Genomic DNA, 16,916 nt, shown 5'->3' with positions numbered 1-16,916 from the left:
CCTCATTTTCCGAGCTGGGCTGCCAGCTTCTTGCCGAATTCCGCGCCGGTCATGGCCGCACCGAAGGCGAAGCCCTGGGCGTAGCGGCAGTTGAGCTGGCGCAGCCGCTCGATCTCGTCCAGCGTCTCGACGCCCTCGGCGATCACCATCAGGTCGAGATCGGTGGCCAAGGCGACGACGGCCTTGATGATCGGCCCCTGCGTGTGGGCGATGCCGGTAGTGCCTCCCATCTTCACGAAGGCCGCGGGAATCTTGATCGTGTCGAACGGGAAACGGTGCAGATAACTCAGCGACGAATGGCCGGTGCCGAAGTCGTCGAGCGCCAGCCCCAGGCCCAGATTGCGCAGGGCCTGCAGCATATAGGCGGAGTGTTCCGGATTGGTCATCACCTGGCTCTCGGTGATCTCCAGCTTGAGGTGGCTGGCCAATTCCTTGTCCTGGCTGACGAGGCTGCGCATGTCGTTGAGCAGGGTTTCGGTCGCCAGTTGTGTCGGCGACAGGTTCACCGAAATGAAGAATTCCTCGGGCAGGCCGAAGGCCGTCATCCAGTCCTTGGCCTGGGCAGCGGACTGTTCGAAAGCCAGGCGTCCGAGCTTTTCGATCTGGCCCGACCGTTCGGCCAGAGGCACGAATTCGTCCGGATTGACCACGCCGCGGGTGGGGTGAATCCAGCGCATCAGGGCTTCGGCGCCGGCAATCTGGCCGGTCTGGATATCGGTGACTGGCTGGAACTGCACATGCAACTCGCCCTGCTTCATGCCGCGCTCGAGGTCTTCCTCGCTGGCGCGGTTGTAGGCGGCGATAGACCGGGCGGAGGCGCGGTAGGCTTCGATGCGGTCGCCACCCAGGCGCTTGGCGTAATACATGGCGAGTTCGGCATCGCGCAGCACATCGGCGGCGGTTGCCGGGTTGCTGTCATAGATGGTGACGCCGATGGAGGCCGAGAGGGTGAGGTCCCGGTCACCGAAATTGAACGGCGCCTTGAGCGCCTTGCGGATCTGCTCGGCCGTCTCGGCAATCTTGCCGGCAGCCTGCTCGGAGGCAAGGATCACCGCGAACTGATCGCCGGTGACGCGGGCCACGGTATCGAGCGGACGCATGATGCGGGCGATGCGGCGCGAAATGGCCAGCAGCACCGAATCGGCGGCCGAATGACCGATGCGCTCCTCCAGCTCCATGAAGCGGTCGATATCGATGAGGAACACCGCCGGCTTGGTGCCGCCCGGCGTACGGGCGCGGACCAGAGCCCGCTCCAGCCGGTCGAGGAAGAGCTGGCGGTTGGGCAGGCCGGTCAGGCTATCATGCACGGCATCGTGCAGCAGGCGCTCGCGGGCGGCGCGATCTTCGGTAACGTCCTGCAATGTGCCAACGATGCGGTTGACCTGGCCATCGCCGCCCAGCACCGGCTTTACCCGCATGCGGAAGCTGCGATAGCTGCCATCGTGGCCGGCCACGCGCATATCGGCCGAGACCTTGCCGCGGCGCAGTTCGACCAGCGTATCGAAGGCGGTGCGGAAACGGTCGCGGTCATCGGGGTGGACGCGATCGAGCCAGCGCTTGATGGCGCCGCGCAGGGCGCCGCGCTTTTCGCCGAGGCGGGTGGCGAGTTCGTCGCTGACCGAAACGCGGTCGCGCTCGATATTCCAGTCGAAAACGAAGTCGCCCGAGCCGGTCAGCGCCAAAGCGCGCCGCTCCACCTCGGACAATGTACCGATGGAGACCTGCCCTTCCGAGAAGGCGTGCTGCACGGCGGTAAAGCCGAGCAGCATGACGATCAGCACGAGGCCGCCGCCCACGGCGGGTTGGGCCACGTCGTTGGACACCTGCCCGGTCACCACCAGCCAGGAGTAGAACAGCCAGGAAATCAGGATGATCCAGGTGGGCACCAGCAGCACGGCGCGGTCATAGCCGCGCAAAGCCAGCAGCAGGATGAGGAAGAAGCCGGAAACGCCGAGCAAAGCCAGGACCAGCCTGGCGATGGTTGCGGCGATGGCCGGCTGGAAAAAGGCGAAGGCGAAGAGCGCCAGGAACAGGGCCGCAAGGCCAAGCGCCAGGTGGATGAAGCGCAGATGCCAGCGGTGCAGGTTGAGATAGATGAACAGGAACCCCGCAAGCGTCGTCGCTATGCCCGCCTCCGCCGCCGCGCGCAGGGGTTGCATGCCGCCGGCAGGCAGGCCGAGGATGCGGCCGAGGACGCCGAAGTCGATCAGCAGATAGATGAGCACCGCCCAGGCGAAAGCCGCGGTGGCCGGAAAGATGCCGCGGCCCTTGACCACGAACATGATAGTGAGGAACACCGCCGCCAGCGAGGCCACGCCCAGCACCACGCCACGGAACAGGGTGAAGGAGTTCACATAGTCGCGGTAGCCATTGGGCTGCCAGAGGTATAGCTCGGGCAATTGCTCGCCCGAGAGCTCGGCCACGAAGGTCACGGTGGCGCCGGGGTCGAGCGTCACCTCGAACACATCGGCCTCGCTGTCGGCAAGGCGCACGGGGCGGATGCCGGCACTTGGCGTCAGGGCATTGAGCCGGTCGTCGCCCAGGTCGGGCTGGAAAATTCCCGAACCCGGCAGGCGGAAGAATGGCGCCACGAGCAGGCGTTCGATCTGCTGGTCGCTCTCGTTGCGCAGCGCAAACAGCGCGAAATTGGGATTGGTGCCCTGCTGGCTTGCCAGCACCTCGATGCGGCGGATGATGCCGTCTTCACCCGGCGCGGTGGACAATTGCACGCGGCCATCGGTGCCGGGCTGAATCTCGATCACCTGGGAGAGATTGACCGCGTTGACGTCTTCGGGAACCGAAATGACTTCGAAGGCGGCGGCGGGAGCGTGGGCGGCCAGCGCGAACGCAAGACACATCGCGAGTGCAAAGAGGTGACGCATCAGGGGCGATTATATCCTGCGGTAGGCTTCATTGTGGCAGCGTTCCGGCGAGAGGTTGCGGCAACCCGGCGCTGAACGGCATCCTCTTGGCGGGAGCGCCCTTTGGTAGCGGGGATTGGCGCGGGCGACAAGCATGGCGGACTGTTGCCGATTGGCAACAGTGAATAACCACAAGACATGCCGAAACGCCGCCTGTAACGCGGTTTTCACGGGTGATGGGCGGCCTTTGGACCAAGAACTGTCGACATAGAACGGACCAAGGGCCGCCCATCACGGATCTGGAGCCCGGCCAAACGGGCGCCCCCGTCTCCAGCCTCCCCGCCCGGCCCTGCGTCGGGGCCGCGTGATTGGCGGGGATGAGCACAGTATGCACCAGCTTTTGGAGACGGGGATAAAATGGATAAGTTGGGGCTTGTGACTTACCCCAACCCCCACCCTCATTCCTTCTCACCTATCAGGGGGAGTGTTCACATTGGGCGCGTGGAGCTTGGGCTCTTTCCCTTCTCCCCTTGAGGGAGAAGGTGCCTCCCCGTGTCGCTTCGCGCACGAGGACAGGCTCCGGGCGGATGAGGGTATCGAGCCCTCCGCCGACATGCAAGCATGGCAGAGCGCAGCACCCCTCCCCCGGAAATCCGCTGAACGCGGATTTCCACCCTCTCCCTCAAGGGGAGAGGGTAACCGGACTCATGCGTCCAAGGGTGGGGGTGGCCCGACCTACTTGCGGTCGTGGCGTGATCTCGGGATGGGTCCCGGCTCAAGGGTGGGATGGTGCCTACTCGCGGTCACGCAGTCTATACCCGGCGCAGATAGCGGGCCATTTCGTAGCGTTCCCGGGTCAGGCCGAACAGGACATGGTGTTCCCAGCGGCCGTTGATCTGCAGGTAGTTTTCGGCAAAGCCTTCCTCGGCAAAGCCGTTCTTTTCGAGAACGCGCCGGGAGGCGGTGTTACCGGGGAGGAAGGCGGCGTGGATGCGATGCAGGTCCAGCGTATCGAAGACGAAGGGCAGGCTGACGCCGACGGCCTCGCTCATCAGGCCCTGGCCGGCAAATTGCTGGCCCATCCAGTAGCCGAGATTGACGAACTGCGCCGCACGCCGGCGAATATTGGACAGGGTGATGCCACCCACCAATGTCTCCTGCCTGCCGGCAACCAGGAAGATGAAGAAGGAATAGTCGCTCCCCTCCTCCGCTTCCTCGCGGGCGCGCTTGACCCGGGTGGCAAAGACGCGGCGGCCCAGGTCGGCCTCGGTCCAGCGTGGCTCGAACGGCTTGAGAAAATCGCGACTGGCCCGGCGCAGCGCGTACCACGCCTCATAGTCGCCCATTTGCGGCAGGCGCAGCAGGACGCGCGGCCCGCGCAGGGTAATCAGGGGAGCGGGGGATGACCAGGGCCACAGCATGGCGTGTCGGACTCAGCGCTTGAGGTGATCGCCAATCGTGCCGATATCGGCGAGATTGCCGATGGGCCCGATGCCCGCCAGGGTGGGCGTGCCCTGCATGAATATCTGCTCGGCAACATCCTGCACCCGCCGGGCGGTAATGGCGTTGATGCGGTCCACCGTTTCCTGCATGGGAATGGGGCGGCCCCACAGAATCTGCTGGCGCGCCAGTTGGCCGGCGCGGGCCGAGGGGCTTTCCAGCGACATCAGGAGCCCTGCCCTGATCTGGTTGCGCACGCGGATCACCTCGTCTTCGGTGATATTCTCGGTGGCGCGCTTGAGTTCGTCGAGCACGACGGGAACCAGCTCGGCGACCTCGTCCTCGCCGGTGGCAGCGGCAACCCCGAACACGCCGCTATCGGCAAAGGCCCAGTGGAAGGAATAGACCGAGTAGCAGAGGCCGCGTTTCTCGCGCACCTCCTGGAACAGACGCGAACTCATGCCGCCACCCAGGATGGAGGCCAGCACCTGGGCGGCATAGAAACCGTCCGCATTATAGGCGCGCCCCTCGAAGCCGACGACGATATGGGCCTGCTCGTGCTCGGAGATCAGCCGCTCCTCGCCGCCATGATATTCGGCACGCTGCGGCGCGGGCGCCCCATTGGGCTTGAGGGTGGCGAAGCGCTCGCGCGCCACATCGACCAGCTGGTCATGGTCCACATTGCCGGCGGCGGCCATCACCATGTGATCGCCCACATAGTTGCGGCCCATATATTTGCGGATGGTGTCAGGATTGAATTCGCGCACCGAATCCACCGTGCCCAGAATGGTGCGGCCGATCGGCTGGGTGGGAAAGGCGGCTTGCTGGAACAGGTCGAAGACGTGGTCGTCGGGATTGTCTCGCGCCGCGCCGATCTCCTGGACGATCACCTGTTTCTCGCGAGTGAGTTCGTCATCTTCGAACAGGGAATTTTGCAGGATATCGGCGAGAATATCGGCGGCGAGAACCACGTCGTCCTTGAGCACGCGGGCGAAATAGCCGGTATGCTCGATGGAGGTGGCGGCGTTGAGATCGCCCCCCACATTCTCGATGGCCTCGGCAATCTGCAGGGCCGTGCGCGACGTGGTGCCCTTGAAGGCCATGTGTTCGAGCAGGTGCGAGATGCCATGCTCGGCCTTGCGCTCGCTGCGCGCCCCAGCCTTGACCCAGACGCCGAGGGAAGCACTTTCGAGATGCGGCATGTCGTCGGTCAGCACCACCATGCCGTTATCAAGGGTCGTCGATTGTACGCTCACGCGAGGCTCCTCCACGAGGCCTGGCGGTCGAGCGACCGCCTGGCCCCCGTTTCGTCAGGCAGCGCGCGTACGCGCCGAGATGAAGTCTTCGACCGCAGTCTGGTCATTGGCAAGGACGCTGAGGCGCTCCTGGCGGGAATGAAGATCGGCCAGCCAGGCCGGCAAAGCCGGCTCGATGCCGGAGGCGTCCTTGACGGCGGCCGGGAATTTGGCGGGATGGGCGGTGGCGAGCGTCACCATCGGCGTGGCGCCGAGATGGGCGCGGGCCACATGGGCGCCCACGGCGGTATGGGGATCGAGCAGGTAGGCGGAGGCCTTGAGGGTCGCGGCAATGGTCGCTTTCGTCTCGGCCTCGCCGGTCGTGCCGGCGGCAAAATCGCGGCGGATGGCAGCCAGCGCATTGTCCGGCAGGGCGAAGCCACCCGATTGCTTGAGGCCATCCATCATGCGGACCACGGCACCGGCATCGCGGCCGGCGGCTTCGAACAGCAGGCGCTCGAAATTGGATGAAATCTGGATATCCATCGACGGGCTGATGGTGGGGGCGACGCCATCCATCTCGTAGCGGCCGCTATCCATGGTGCGGCGCAGGATGTCGTTGGCATTGGTGGCGATGATCAGGCGATCGATCGGCAGGCCCATGGCCTTGGCACAATAGCCGGCGAAGATGTCGCCGAAATTGCCTGTCGGCACGGTGAAGCTGACCTTGCGGTGCGGGCTGCCGAGGGAAACGGCCGCGGTGAAGTAATAGACGATCTGCGCGACGATGCGGCCCCAATTGATGGAGTTGACGCCCGAGAGGCGCACGCGGTCGCGGAACTTGTGATTGTTGAACAGCGCCTTGACGATGTTCTGGCAGTCGTCGAACGTGCCTTCGAGCGCGATATTGTGGACATTGGCGTCGAGCACCGTGGTCATCTGCAGGCGCTGCACCGGCGAGGTGCGGCCCTGGGGGTGCAGGATGAAGATGTCGGTGGTGTCGCGTCCGCGGAAGGCCTCGATGGCGGCCGAGCCGGTATCGCCCGAGGTGGCGCCGACAATGGTCGCCCGGAGCCCGCGTTCGGCCAGGATATGATCCATCACCCGGCTCAGGAACTGCATGGCCACGTCCTTGAAGGCCAGAGTGGGCCCATGGAACAGTTCCAGCACGAAATGGTTGGGCTCGAGTTCGAGCAGCGGCGCCACCGAGGGGTGGCGGAAGGCGGCATAGGCTTCCTCGAGGATGGCCTTGAGCTTGCCCGGCGCGATCTCGTCGCCGGTGAAGCGGCTGATGATGGCATAGGCGACATCGGCATAGGGCTTGCCGGCGAAAGCAGCGATCTCGGCGGGGCTGAACTGGGGCCAGCTCTGCGGCACATAGAGCCCACCATCGGAAGCCAGGCCAGCGAGAACCGCGTCAGAGAAACCGAGCACGGGCGCCTGGCCGCGCGTTGAGACAAACTGCATTCGGGGGAAGAGCCCTTTTAGAATTGCTGCAACCTAGTCAAAGAGGGGCCGAGCCGCAAGTTTGCTGGCTCAACCCTTGCCGGCGGCGCGCTGGCGGGCGTACCAGAAGCCGAGCATGACGATGGCGACGATGGCAAAGCCGTACCAGGTATAGGCGTAGCCCAGGTGGTTGTTGGGGAACTCGACCACGGTCTCGCCGCCCTGCGGCAATTGCCCGGCGGGACCGGCCGGCAGGTCGATGTAGAAGGGCGCGATGGGCGCCAGCGCCGGATCGACCATGGCGGCAAGCCGGACGGGATCGCGTACCCAATCGATCCGGTCGGACATGTTGGGTTCCGGCGTCATGAAGCCGGCGGCTTCGCCGGGGCGCAGCAGGCCGGTGATGGTGACCTGGCTTTCGTTGCCCTCCCCGTCGGTGACGGCGGCTTCCTGGAAATCCTGGGGAACGAAACCGCGATTGACGAAGACCGTGCCGCCATCGGCCAGCACGAAGGGGGTGACCACCCAGTAGCCGGGGCCGGAGGCCGGGCCGCGCGCATTGGCCAGGCTGGTGAAGACCGTCACGGTCTGGTTGTAGCGGAAGCTGCCGGTCAGCGAGACCGGCTGGAAATTGAGCGCATCGAGATCGAGCGCGGCCCAGTCCGCGGCGGGAGGCACCGGCACCGGGGCGGCGCCCAGCCGGGCGTCCACGGCCGATATCAGCGCTTCCTTCTCGGCCAGCCGGTGCATCTGCCAGGTGCCGAGCCAGACGCAGGTGGCGGCGAGCGCCAGCATCAGCACCACGAAGGTCCAGGTCATGACCGGATTGTGGCGGCGCTCCTGGCTCATTGATGTCCCTCATGCGCGTCATGCCGATATTGCAGCGATACCAGCACGCCCTTGAAAGGCGGCAGCAGCAGCAGCGACAGGATCAGCGTCGCCGGGATCCACAGGATCAGGTGGATATAGGGCGGCGGATTGAACAGAGCGCCCACGATGAGCGCCAGGATGATGACGATGGGCGCCACGAGGAAGATCACGAAGATGGCCGGGCCGTCACCGCTATCGGCAAACTTGAGGTCGAGCCCGCAGGCCGCGCAGGTCGGCGCCACCTTGAGATAGCCGGCGAACAGCCTGCCCTTGCCGCAACGCGGGCAGCGGCACATGAGGCCGGTGAGGATGGGCGACGGCTGGGACAAGCGGCTCTCCAAACAAAGCGGGGCGCAGCTTGCGGCTGCGCCCCCGTAAATCGCGTCCGGGCGGACCTAGTGGTGGATCGCCACGCCCCAGCTGCCCCAGACATAGATCGAGGCAAACAGGAACAGCCAGACCACGTCCACGAAGTGCCAGTACCAGGCGGCGAATTCGAAGCCGAGGTGACGCTCGGGGGTGAAATCGCCCCGCAGCGCACGGATCAGGCAGACCAGCAGGAAGATGGTGCCGATCAGCACGTGGAAGCCGTGCAGGCCGGTGGCCATGAAGAAGGTGGCGCCATACATGTTGTGGCTGAAGGCAAAGCCGGCTTCGCTATATTCCAGCGCCTGCACGCCGGTAAACAGCGCACCGAGCAGCACGGTCAGCACCAGGCCCCACTTGAGGCCTTCGCGGTCGCCTTCGAGCAGCGCATGGTGCGCCCAGGTGACCGTCGTGCCCGAGGTCAGCAGCAGCAGCGTGTTGAACAGCGGCAGGTGGAACGGATCGAACAGTTCGACGCCCGTCGGCGGCCACATGCCGGACGTGGCAGCGACGCGCGCATATTGCTCGACGTCATCGAGGCGGAAGAAGCCGTCGAAATAGGCCCAGAAGAAGCCGAAGAACACCATCACTTCGGAGGCGATGAACAGCATCATGCCGTAGCGGTGGTGCATCTGCACGACCGGGGTGTGGTCGCCCTGGTTGGCTTCCTTGATGACGTCGCTCCACCACGCATACATGGTGTAGAGCACCCCGGCGAGGCCGACGAAGAAAATCCACGGAGTCCATTCGTGCATCCAGGAGATGGCGCCGATGGCCATCACCAGCACTGCGGCCGACATGACAAACGGCCATGGGCTGGGTTCGACCATGTGATAGTCGTGGTTCTTGGCTATTGCGGCCATGGTCAGCTTCCCTCGTTGTCTGAAGCGTAGAAAGTGTAAGAGAGCGTGATCTCTTTGATGGTGTCGAGCTCTTGGTTGTCGTCAAGCTCGGGATCGACGAAGAACACGATCGGCATGTCCACGGTCTCGCCGGGCTGCAGCGTCTGCTCGGTGAAGCAGAAGCATTCGATCTTGTTGAAGTAGACGCCTGCCCGCTCGGGCGAGACGTTGAACACGGCCATGCCGGTTATCGGCTTGTCCGAATAGTTGGTGGCCACATAGTTGACAGTATCGACCTTGCCGATGTGGTCGGTGATCGAGGCGGCGGGGTGCACGGTCCAGGCCAGGTCGTTGGCGACGTTGGAGTCGAAGCGCACTGTCATCTGGCGGGCGATGGCACCCTTGGGGCTATCGGCGGCAGTCTGCGGTGTGCCGCCAAAGCCGGTGACCTGGCAGAAGAGCTGGTAGAGCGGCACCGACGCATAGGCCACGCCGACCATGCCGACGGCGACGAACATGCCGACCATCGCCACGCGCTTGTTGCGGCGCGCCATTGCGGGGTCGATGCCGGGATGATGCAGTTCAGCCATCAGAGCGCCCGGTCGAACAGGGCCGGACCCATCTTGACGATGGTCAGCGCATAGAAGGTGAGCGCGAACAGCGCCAGCGCGATGCCGAGCGCAATGGAGCGGCGGCGGCGCAGCCTGGCGCGCCTGGCGGCAACCTCGGGCGGCTCGATCTCGACGCTGCGGATTTCGTCTGGAGCGCTCATAGGGAAAAGCCCCCGAAGCGGGTCAAAAGATTGTCGGTCATGAAGGCGAAGAACACGATGAACAGATAGCTCAGCGAGTAATTGAACAGCGTGCGGGCCGACTTGCGCATGGCCACGTCTTCGCGGGTCCGCAGCAGGCGCCAGGCCAGCAGGACGAACGAGGCCCCGGTGATGACAGCCACGGTGGTATAGACACCGCCGGCAAAGCCGAACCAGGTCGGCAGCATGGCAGCGGCCGCCAGGACCAGCGTGTAGACGAAAATCTGCAGCTTGGTGGAGGCTTCACCGACCACATTGGGCATCATCGGCACGCCGGCAGCGCCATAGTCGGACTGCTTGTAGAGCGCCAGGGCCCAGAAATGCGGCGGGGTCCACAGGAAGATGATGAGGAACAGCACAACGCTTTCGAAGGAGATCGTGCCGGTCACCGCAGCCCAGCCGACAACCGGGGGGAAGGCGCCTGCGGCGCCGCCGATAACGATATTCTGCGGCGTCGAGCGCTTGAGCCACATCGTATAGATGACGGCGTAGAAGAAGATGGTGAAGGCCAGCAATGCGGCCGCGACCCAGTTGGTCGCCAGGCCCAAAAGGGCCACCGAGAAGACCGACAGCACAAGGCCGAAGACCAGCGCCTCTTCCTTGCTTATGCGACCCGCCGGAATGGGGCGGTTCTGCGTGCGGCTCATGATGGCGTCGATATCGGCATCATACCACATGTTCAGCGCACCGGACGCGCCGGCGCCGATGGCGATGCAGGCCACGGCAATGATGCCGATGAAGGGATTGATGCCGCCCGGCGCAACGATCAGGCCGACAATGGCGGTGAACACGACCAGTTGCATGACCGACGGCTTCAGCAGCGCGAGGTAATCCTCCACGCGTGCTTCGCCGGCCATGCCGGGCAGGTTCCTGCTGTCGTCGATCAGAGCCACTGGCTTTGCCTTGGTTGGTGGAGGCGGGCCGCGCGAACGCGGCCCGAATGGGTCTTAGTGTGCGTTGGTCGAGTCGATCTTGGGCAGCGTGGTGAACTGGTGGAACGGCGGCGGGCTGGACAGGGTCCATTCCAGCGTCGTCGCGCCTTCACCCCACGGGTTGTCGCCCGCCGGACGTTTCTTACGGGAGGCTTCCCAGGTCGCATAGAAGAAGATCAGCATGGCGGCGAAGGTGATGTAGTAGCCGATCGAGGAGATGCGGTTGAAGAAGCCGAACGCATCCGGATAGTCGATATAGCGGCGCGGCATGCCGGCAAGGCCGAGGAAATGCTGCGGGAAGAAGATCAGGTTCACGCCGACGAACATGACCCAGAAATGCAGCTGAGCCAGGAACTCGTTGTACATGTAGCCGAACATCTTGGGGTACCAGTAGTACCAGGCCGCGAAGATCGAGAACACGGCGCCCAGCGACAGCACGTAGTGGAAGTGGGCAACCACGTAATAGGTGTCGTGCAGGGCACGGTCGGCGCCGGCATTGGCCAGCACCACGCCGGTCACGCCGCCGACGGTGAACAGGAAGATGAAGCCGATGGCCCAGAGCATGGGCGACTTGAAGGTGATCGAGCCGCCCCACATCGTGGCGATCCACGAGAAGATCTTCACGCCCGTCGGCACGGCGATGACCATGGTGGCCGCCACGAAGTAGCGCTGCACGTCGAGGCTGAGGCCGGTCGTGTACATGTGGTGGGCCCACACGACGAAGCCGACGAAGCCGATGGCGACCATGGCATAGGCCATGGCCATGTAGCCGAAGATCGGCTTGCGGCTGAAGGTCGACACGATGTGGCTGACGATGCCGAAGCCCGGCAGGATCATGATGTACACTTCGGGGTGGCCGAAGAACCAGAACAGATGCTGGAACAGCACCGGATCGCCGCCTTCGGCCGGCTTGAAGAAGGCCGTGTCGAAGTTGCGGTCGGTCAGCAGCATGGTGATGCCGCCAGCCAGCACCGGCAGCGCCAGCACAAGCAGGAAAGCAGTCACCAGCACGGACCAGGCAAACAGCGGCATCTTGTGCAGCGTCATGCCCGGAGCGCGCATGTTGAAGATGGTGGTGATGAGGTTGATGGCGCCCAGGATCGAGCTGATACCGGCCACGTGCAGCGACAGGATGGCAAAATCCATGGCAGGGCCAGGGTGGCCGACCGTCGAGGACAGCGGCGGGTAGATGGTCCAGCCACCGCCAAAACCGAGCGCGGTCGGGCCGGTGCCCTCAAAGAACAGGCTCAGCATCAGCAGGATGAAGGCGGGCGGCAACAGCCAGAAGGCAATGTTGTTGATACGCGGGAAGGCGGTATCGGGCGCGCCGATCATCAGCGGTGCGAAATAGTTGGCGAAACCGCCCATGGTGGCCGGCATGACCACGAAGAAAATCATGATCAGCGCATGCGCGGTGGTGAACACGTTATACATGTGCTTGCCGGCGTCGAGGGCTTCACCGCCTTCGATGCCGTAGACCATGGCGGCCAGGCCGTGGAAAATCTGGATGCCGGGCTCCTGCAGTTCCATGCGCATGACGCCGGAAAGCAGGCCGCCGATGACCCCCGCGAAGATCGCGAAGACAAGGTACATCACACCGATGTCCTTGTGGTTGGTCGAATAGACCCAGCGGCGCCAGCCGGTGGGCTCATGATGCGAGGACGCGTCGTGTCCGGTTGCGTGGGCTTCGAGGTGAGCGGTATCGGCCATTTATTGTTTCCCCTGACCCGTGTTCTTACTGCACTGCCGCAAGCGTAGCGCTGGCGGCGGCATAGTCGCCACCTTCAAACGCCGCCATGAAGGCTGCAAATTCTTCCTTGGTGACCACGCGCACGGCGATCGGCATGAAGGCGTGATCGCGGCCGCAAAGCTCCGAGCACTGACCGTAATAGATGCCGGTCTCGCGGGCGTTGAACCAGGTTTCATTGAGACGACCCGGCACGGCATCGATCTTGATGCCGAAGGACGGGACGGCGAAGGCGTGGATAACGCCGAGCGGATCGGCAGTGACCTGCACGCGCACGGTGGTATCGACCGGAACGACGAGTTCGTTGTCGACGGCCAGCAGGCGCGGCTGGCCCGGCTTGGTCGCGGTGCGATCTTCCTCGTCGAGAATCAGCGAGGTGAGTGCAACACCCTGGTCGACATATTCATAATCCCAATACCACTGCTGGCCGGTGGCCTTGATGGTGAGTTCGGGCGCAGGAACCTCGACTTCGCCAAACGAGAAGATGTTCGAGCCGAGATATTTGCGCTCCCCATCGGGCGTGGTGAGCTGGTCGCTCAGAACACCGAAGGACGGGATGGCGATGACGATCAGGATGACGACGGGCAGGACCGTCCAGACGATCTCGACCAGTGTATTGTGGGTAAAGCCGGCCGGCACAGGGTTCCGCTTGGCATTGAAGCGGAAGGCGATCCACAGCAGCAGCGCCAGCACGAACAGCACGATCAGGCTGATGGTCCACATCAGGATGCCATCGTGGAAGGCGGTGATGGAATCCATGATCGGGGTCACGGAGCGCTGCAGGTGGAACTGGCCAGGGAGCGGATGACCGGCAGTGTAGCCGGTTTCTTCCTGCGCGGCGGCCAGAGCTGGCATCAGCGCCATCGCGGCCGCCGAAAGAGCCCCCATCTTTTTCAAGAACTGCCCGGTCACCTAAACCCCCTGTCGACTTCAATTGGTGTGTCCACACCGGGATTGAGGGGCGAAAACAGCGGCATAGCAAACGCCGCCCCGACTCAACCTCGGAGCGAAAAACTCTGCCCTGACCTAAATCACATCGGAAACGCCAAGTCCATTGCGGCAAGCGGGGCCACAACTGCGTCATATTGCGCGGCACTGGCCTACCCTGTGCCTCACCGTCGCCGCAGTTTGGCTGCCATATCCCCAGCAAATCCGGGCCTTGGTTGACTTGGCCCCCTGCCTGTCGGAAACAGACAAAGCCTCGCGTTGGCACGCGATTCGTCGGGAGAATTGTAGAGTGAAGCGGATTGTGAAGCACTGTCTGGCCGGCATGGGCCTTGCTCTGGCCGTGGTTGCGGCGACGGCCGGCATCAGCTTCGGGCAGGGCGTGGTCCGCGCCCAGTATGGCGATTGGCAGATGAGCTGCGATACGCCGCCGGGCGCCAGCTTCGAGCAATGCGCCATCATCCAGAATGTGATGGCCGAGGATCAGCCCAATGTGGGCCTGTCGGTGATCGTGCTGCGCACGGCCGATCGCGAAGCGCGGCTGCTGCGCGTATTGGCGCCGCTCGGCGTGCTGCTGCCCAACGGGCTCGGCCTCAATGTCGATGGCAAGGATATGGGGCGGGTCGCCTTCGTGCGCTGCCTGCCCAATGGCTGCGTGGCCGAGGTGGTGCTGGATGACAGCCTGATCGAAACGCTGTCAAACGGGAGCAATGCCATTTTCGTGGTGTTCAAGACGCCCGAGGAGGGCATCGGCATTCCGGTGTCGCTCAATGGCTTCAAGGATGGGTTCGCCCAGCTCCCCTGATCCACGGAGGGACATTCATGACCGAGGAACATCGCGCAGCCCCCCGCCAGCGGGTGCTCAAGGGTGGCCGCATCGTCATCAATGACGGCTTCTCCACCTTTCAGTGCATGGTGCGGAACTTGTCCGAGACCGGCGCGCGGCTGAAGGTCGCCGGCATTGTGGGGATACCCGACACGTTCGACCTGCTCATGGATGACGGGCGCAAGTTCGCCTGCACGGCCATGTGGAAGACCGAGTTCGAGATCGGCGTGCAGTTCATCGGCCAGCCCTGACAAAAAAGCCGGACAAGTGCGCAGGGCACCGTCCGGCAAGTCATCAGGAAACGGGACCGGCGGCAAAACCGGCCCGGGAGATGGCACGAGCGCTCGCAAGGATTGATCGTACCAACAGGGAAGCGGCGGCGGAGGCATGCCGGCGCAAACTCGAAATCGGAACGTCGATCAGACGCGGGCGTTGCGGGCGCGGGCGGCGTTGAGCATCGGGCCGGCATGGGTGTTGCACGCCAGGGCGGCGACCACGTCGTCGCGCGAAATGCCCAGATCGCTCAACCTGCTATGATCGAGTTCCAACAGGGCCGACAGCGCTACCCGACGGGTACGAGCGGCTTGTGCCTTGGCGATCCAGCGCGCGAATGCGGCAAATGGATTGGCAGGCGTGGCGGCCGCAAGTGACCGCTCGCCGGGAAGCGAGAGAGCCATGGTAAGTCTCCAGACATGTGGTTGTGCCGAAGGGAGGTCGGCGGGGTTCGCCGCAGGGTCAATTGCGTCGATGCTGGTGACATTGCGCTCTGGACATCCATTCGTCTAACAAATAGATTTCATCCACTCTATCAATTTGGGTGATGGATTGTCGTCATGACCGCTCCCCTCGATCTCGACCAGCTCCAGAGCTTCTGCGCCATTGCCGATTGCGGCAGTTTCACCGAGGCGGCGCGCCGGGTGAACAAGACCCAATCGGCCGTGTCGATGCAGATCAAGCGACTCGAAGAACGCCTGGGCCAGACGCTGCTGACCCGCGACGGGCGCAGCGTGACACTCACCCTGCATGGCGAGGCGCTTTATTCCCGCGCCCGCAAGATGCTGCGCACCAATGCCGAGATTCTCGACCATTTCTCCGATGGCGACCTGGCCGGTTCGATCCGCTTCGGCGTGCCGGACGATTATGCGGTGCGGCTGTTGCCGGTGATCCTGTCCAGCTTCCAGCGCACCCATCCCAAGATCGCGGTCGATGTGGCCTGCATGGCCTCCGAGCACCTGCTCGAAGGCATGCGGGCGGGGCGCTATGACCTCATCGTCTTCACCCAGGGCACCGAGCAGAATTACGGCGAACTGTTCCGCACCGAAAAGATGTTCTGGGTGGCCAGCCATGGCGGCCGGGCGCTGGCCAGCGATCCGATCGCCATCGCCTGCGGGCCGCAATACTGCATCTGGCGCAAGGACGCGATGGAAGCGCTGGAGCGCAGCGGCAAGGATTATCGGGTGGCCTATACCTCGTCCAACGCCACCGCCATTTCCAGCGCCGTGCTGTCGGACCTGGCCATCGGCTTCCTGCCCGAAAGCGCGCTGCAGCCGGGCATGCGGGTGGTCAATGACGAGGTGGGCCTGCCCCGGCTCGGTGACGCCCAGATCGCGCTGAAGCGCGCCAGCCATGCCTATGGCGGCATCTATGATGCGCTGGCGAACCACATCGTGCAGTCGATGGGCAACCTGCCGGCGCCGCGGACAGCGGAAGCGGCGGAGTAGTGACGGACGAGACTCGGGGCCTTAGCCATACTTGTTGTAGATGGTGGAGTGACTATCCACGTCTATGAGGTCGAAACTACCATCGAAATTCTGTAACATTACGATCCGGAAATTCATGTCTACGCGGATTGTTCGGTAGTCACTGCCGCTAAGCTTTTCGAAGTGCAATGATGGATGACGTGGGTCGGCAAGGAACTGCTTCAACGATTTGAGCGCACGGGTGCGTTCTTCTGAGCCAAGCGCAGCAACACGTTTGTCGAAACGCCGCGTCCGATGCAGGGCGACCATCTATTCCGCGGCGAGCCCATTAAAGTAATCCTCAAGATCACCGATCGACGAAAGTGTACCTGTGCGTTCTCGCGCCTCCGGGTCAAACTCCCAGATCAGGGACTGCGCGCTGTGTCGAAGACGTCGCGCGCGATCCAGGTTTGTTGACATGATCGCATACCGTCGCTTCCGGAAAAACTTGGCGAATCCCCTATCTGCCTTGGAACGGGCAGCACCGCGAGCAAGGGCAAGCTCTGCCTCAGGTGACAGATATTGCCACTCGTCGACCATCTGGCAGACTTCCGCAACCTTGGAGACAATTAAGGGAAGTATATCGTTGCATACGTATCGGATGGCCTCATCGTTCCCGGCCTTCTGCGCCGCCAGCAATGAGGCCCGAAAGTTGTGGATGGTCGTGATCGTGTGGTTGCGCCACTCAACCATCAGCCGATCGATTTTTTCGAGCGACTTGATCAGTTCACGCGACGGGACACCACCGATGTCATTTGCGGCAACAACGTTTGGCGCCGCCGGCATACTTGCCGCCAACTCGTCAAACTCTTCCACATACGCGCGCAATGCCATCTCTACCTCACGGGCCAAGATA

Annotated in this window: 18 protein-coding genes; 3 read left to right on the top strand and 15 right to left on the bottom strand. The window is 63.6% G+C overall.

Annotation, left to right across the window (positions count from 1 at the left end):
• Positions 1–2: 2 nt before the first annotated feature.
• The 12 genes from ASD04_RS16825 to coxB form a co-directional block, all read right to left on the bottom strand.
• The gene (locus ASD04_RS16825; RefSeq protein WP_056259546.1) at positions 3–2,882 is read right to left on the bottom strand and encodes an EAL domain-containing protein; all 2,880 of its coding nucleotides are present in this window, start codon (positions 2,880–2,882) and stop codon (positions 3–5) included.
• Positions 2,883–3,673: 791 nt separating this feature from the next.
• Positions 3,674–4,282 (bottom strand): GNAT family protein, encoded by a 609-nt coding sequence (locus ASD04_RS16820; RefSeq protein ID WP_056259543.1) that lies wholly within the window; start codon positions 4,280–4,282, stop codon positions 3,674–3,676.
• A gap of 12 nt (positions 4,283–4,294) precedes the next feature.
• Positions 4,295–5,524 (bottom strand): pitrilysin family protein, encoded by a 1,230-nt coding sequence (locus ASD04_RS16815; protein WP_056259541.1) that lies wholly within the window; start codon positions 5,522–5,524, stop codon positions 4,295–4,297.
• An 87-nt stretch (positions 5,525–5,611) separates the two neighbouring features.
• On the bottom strand, positions 5,612–7,003 hold the full coding sequence (thrC, locus tag ASD04_RS16810; RefSeq protein ID WP_056259539.1) for a threonine synthase: 1,392 nt from the start codon (positions 7,001–7,003) through the stop codon (positions 5,612–5,614).
• 69 nt (positions 7,004–7,072) lie between these two features.
• Positions 7,073–7,831 carry an SURF1 family protein gene (locus ASD04_RS16805; RefSeq protein WP_056259537.1) on the bottom strand — a complete coding sequence of 253 codons (759 nt, stop codon included), beginning with the start codon at positions 7,829–7,831 and terminating at the stop codon, positions 7,073–7,075.
• Positions 7,828–8,181, bottom strand: a complete 354-nt coding sequence (locus tag ASD04_RS16800; RefSeq protein ID WP_244488350.1) for a DUF983 domain-containing protein — start codon at positions 8,179–8,181, stop codon at positions 7,828–7,830. Before ASD04_RS16800 ends, ASD04_RS16805 begins: the two co-directional genes overlap by 4 nt.
• 66 nt (positions 8,182–8,247) lie before the next feature.
• Positions 8,248–9,081 carry a cytochrome c oxidase subunit 3 gene (locus ASD04_RS16795; RefSeq protein ID WP_056259535.1) on the bottom strand — a complete coding sequence of 278 codons (834 nt, stop codon included), beginning with the start codon at positions 9,079–9,081 and terminating at the stop codon, positions 8,248–8,250.
• Positions 9,082–9,083: 2 nt separating this feature from the next.
• Positions 9,084–9,650 (bottom strand): cytochrome c oxidase assembly protein, encoded by a 567-nt coding sequence (locus ASD04_RS16790; protein ID WP_056259532.1) that lies wholly within the window; start codon positions 9,648–9,650, stop codon positions 9,084–9,086.
• On the bottom strand, positions 9,650–9,832 hold the full coding sequence (locus ASD04_RS16785) for a hypothetical protein (protein ID WP_056259530.1): 183 nt from the start codon (positions 9,830–9,832) through the stop codon (positions 9,650–9,652). The genes ASD04_RS16790 and ASD04_RS16785 overlap by 1 nt, the downstream gene beginning before the upstream one ends.
• The gene (locus ASD04_RS16780) at positions 9,829–10,728 is read right to left on the bottom strand and encodes a heme o synthase (protein ID WP_156461317.1); all 900 of its coding nucleotides are present in this window, start codon (positions 10,726–10,728) and stop codon (positions 9,829–9,831) included. Before ASD04_RS16780 ends, ASD04_RS16785 begins: the two co-directional genes overlap by 4 nt.
• Before the next feature lie 90 nt (positions 10,729–10,818).
• Positions 10,819–12,513 carry a cytochrome c oxidase subunit I gene (gene ctaD, locus ASD04_RS16775; RefSeq protein WP_056259527.1) on the bottom strand — a complete coding sequence of 565 codons (1,695 nt, stop codon included), beginning with the start codon at positions 12,511–12,513 and terminating at the stop codon, positions 10,819–10,821.
• A gap of 25 nt (positions 12,514–12,538) precedes the next feature.
• Entirely contained in the window at positions 12,539–13,462 is a 924-nt protein-coding gene (gene coxB, locus ASD04_RS16770; RefSeq protein ID WP_244488349.1) for a cytochrome c oxidase subunit II, read from the bottom strand.
• Between the two features lie 358 nt (positions 13,463–13,820).
• On the opposite strand from coxB, the gene ASD04_RS16765 reads away from it, so the two are divergent.
• Positions 13,821–14,300, top strand: a complete 480-nt coding sequence (locus ASD04_RS16765; protein WP_082531325.1) for an invasion associated locus B family protein — start codon at positions 13,821–13,823, stop codon at positions 14,298–14,300.
• A 17-nt stretch (positions 14,301–14,317) separates the two neighbouring features.
• Complete coding sequence (locus ASD04_RS16760) at positions 14,318–14,572, top strand: PilZ domain-containing protein (RefSeq protein WP_056259523.1); 255 nt, start codon at positions 14,318–14,320, stop codon at positions 14,570–14,572.
• A gap of 168 nt (positions 14,573–14,740) precedes the next feature.
• Here the strand turns inward: ASD04_RS16760 and ASD04_RS16755 are convergent, their stop codons facing one another.
• Positions 14,741–14,998, bottom strand: coding sequence for a hypothetical protein (locus tag ASD04_RS16755; RefSeq protein ID WP_056259521.1), 258 nt, complete (start codon positions 14,996–14,998; stop codon positions 14,741–14,743).
• 156 nt (positions 14,999–15,154) lie between these two features.
• Here ASD04_RS16755 and ASD04_RS16750 point away from each other — a divergent pair, with 156 nt between their 5' ends.
• A complete protein-coding gene (locus ASD04_RS16750) occupies positions 15,155–16,042 on the top strand; it encodes a LysR family transcriptional regulator (RefSeq protein WP_056259518.1) in 888 nt (295 codons plus the stop codon).
• Positions 16,043–16,063: 21 nt separating this feature from the next.
• Here ASD04_RS16750 and ASD04_RS16745 read toward each other — a convergent pair whose 3' ends face one another.
• Positions 16,064–16,330, bottom strand: a complete 267-nt coding sequence (locus tag ASD04_RS16745) for a hypothetical protein (protein WP_056259516.1) — start codon at positions 16,328–16,330, stop codon at positions 16,064–16,066.
• Positions 16,331–16,894, bottom strand: coding sequence for a hypothetical protein (locus tag ASD04_RS16740; protein ID WP_056259514.1), 564 nt, complete (start codon positions 16,892–16,894; stop codon positions 16,331–16,333).
• Positions 16,895–16,916: the final 22 nt, after the last annotated feature.

The organism is Devosia sp. Root436 (genome assembly GCF_001426345.1).
Lineage (GTDB): Bacteria > Pseudomonadota > Alphaproteobacteria > Rhizobiales > Devosiaceae > Devosia.
Note: the sequence above shows the minus strand (reverse complement) of the source record. Positions and strands in the feature narration are given on the sequence as shown.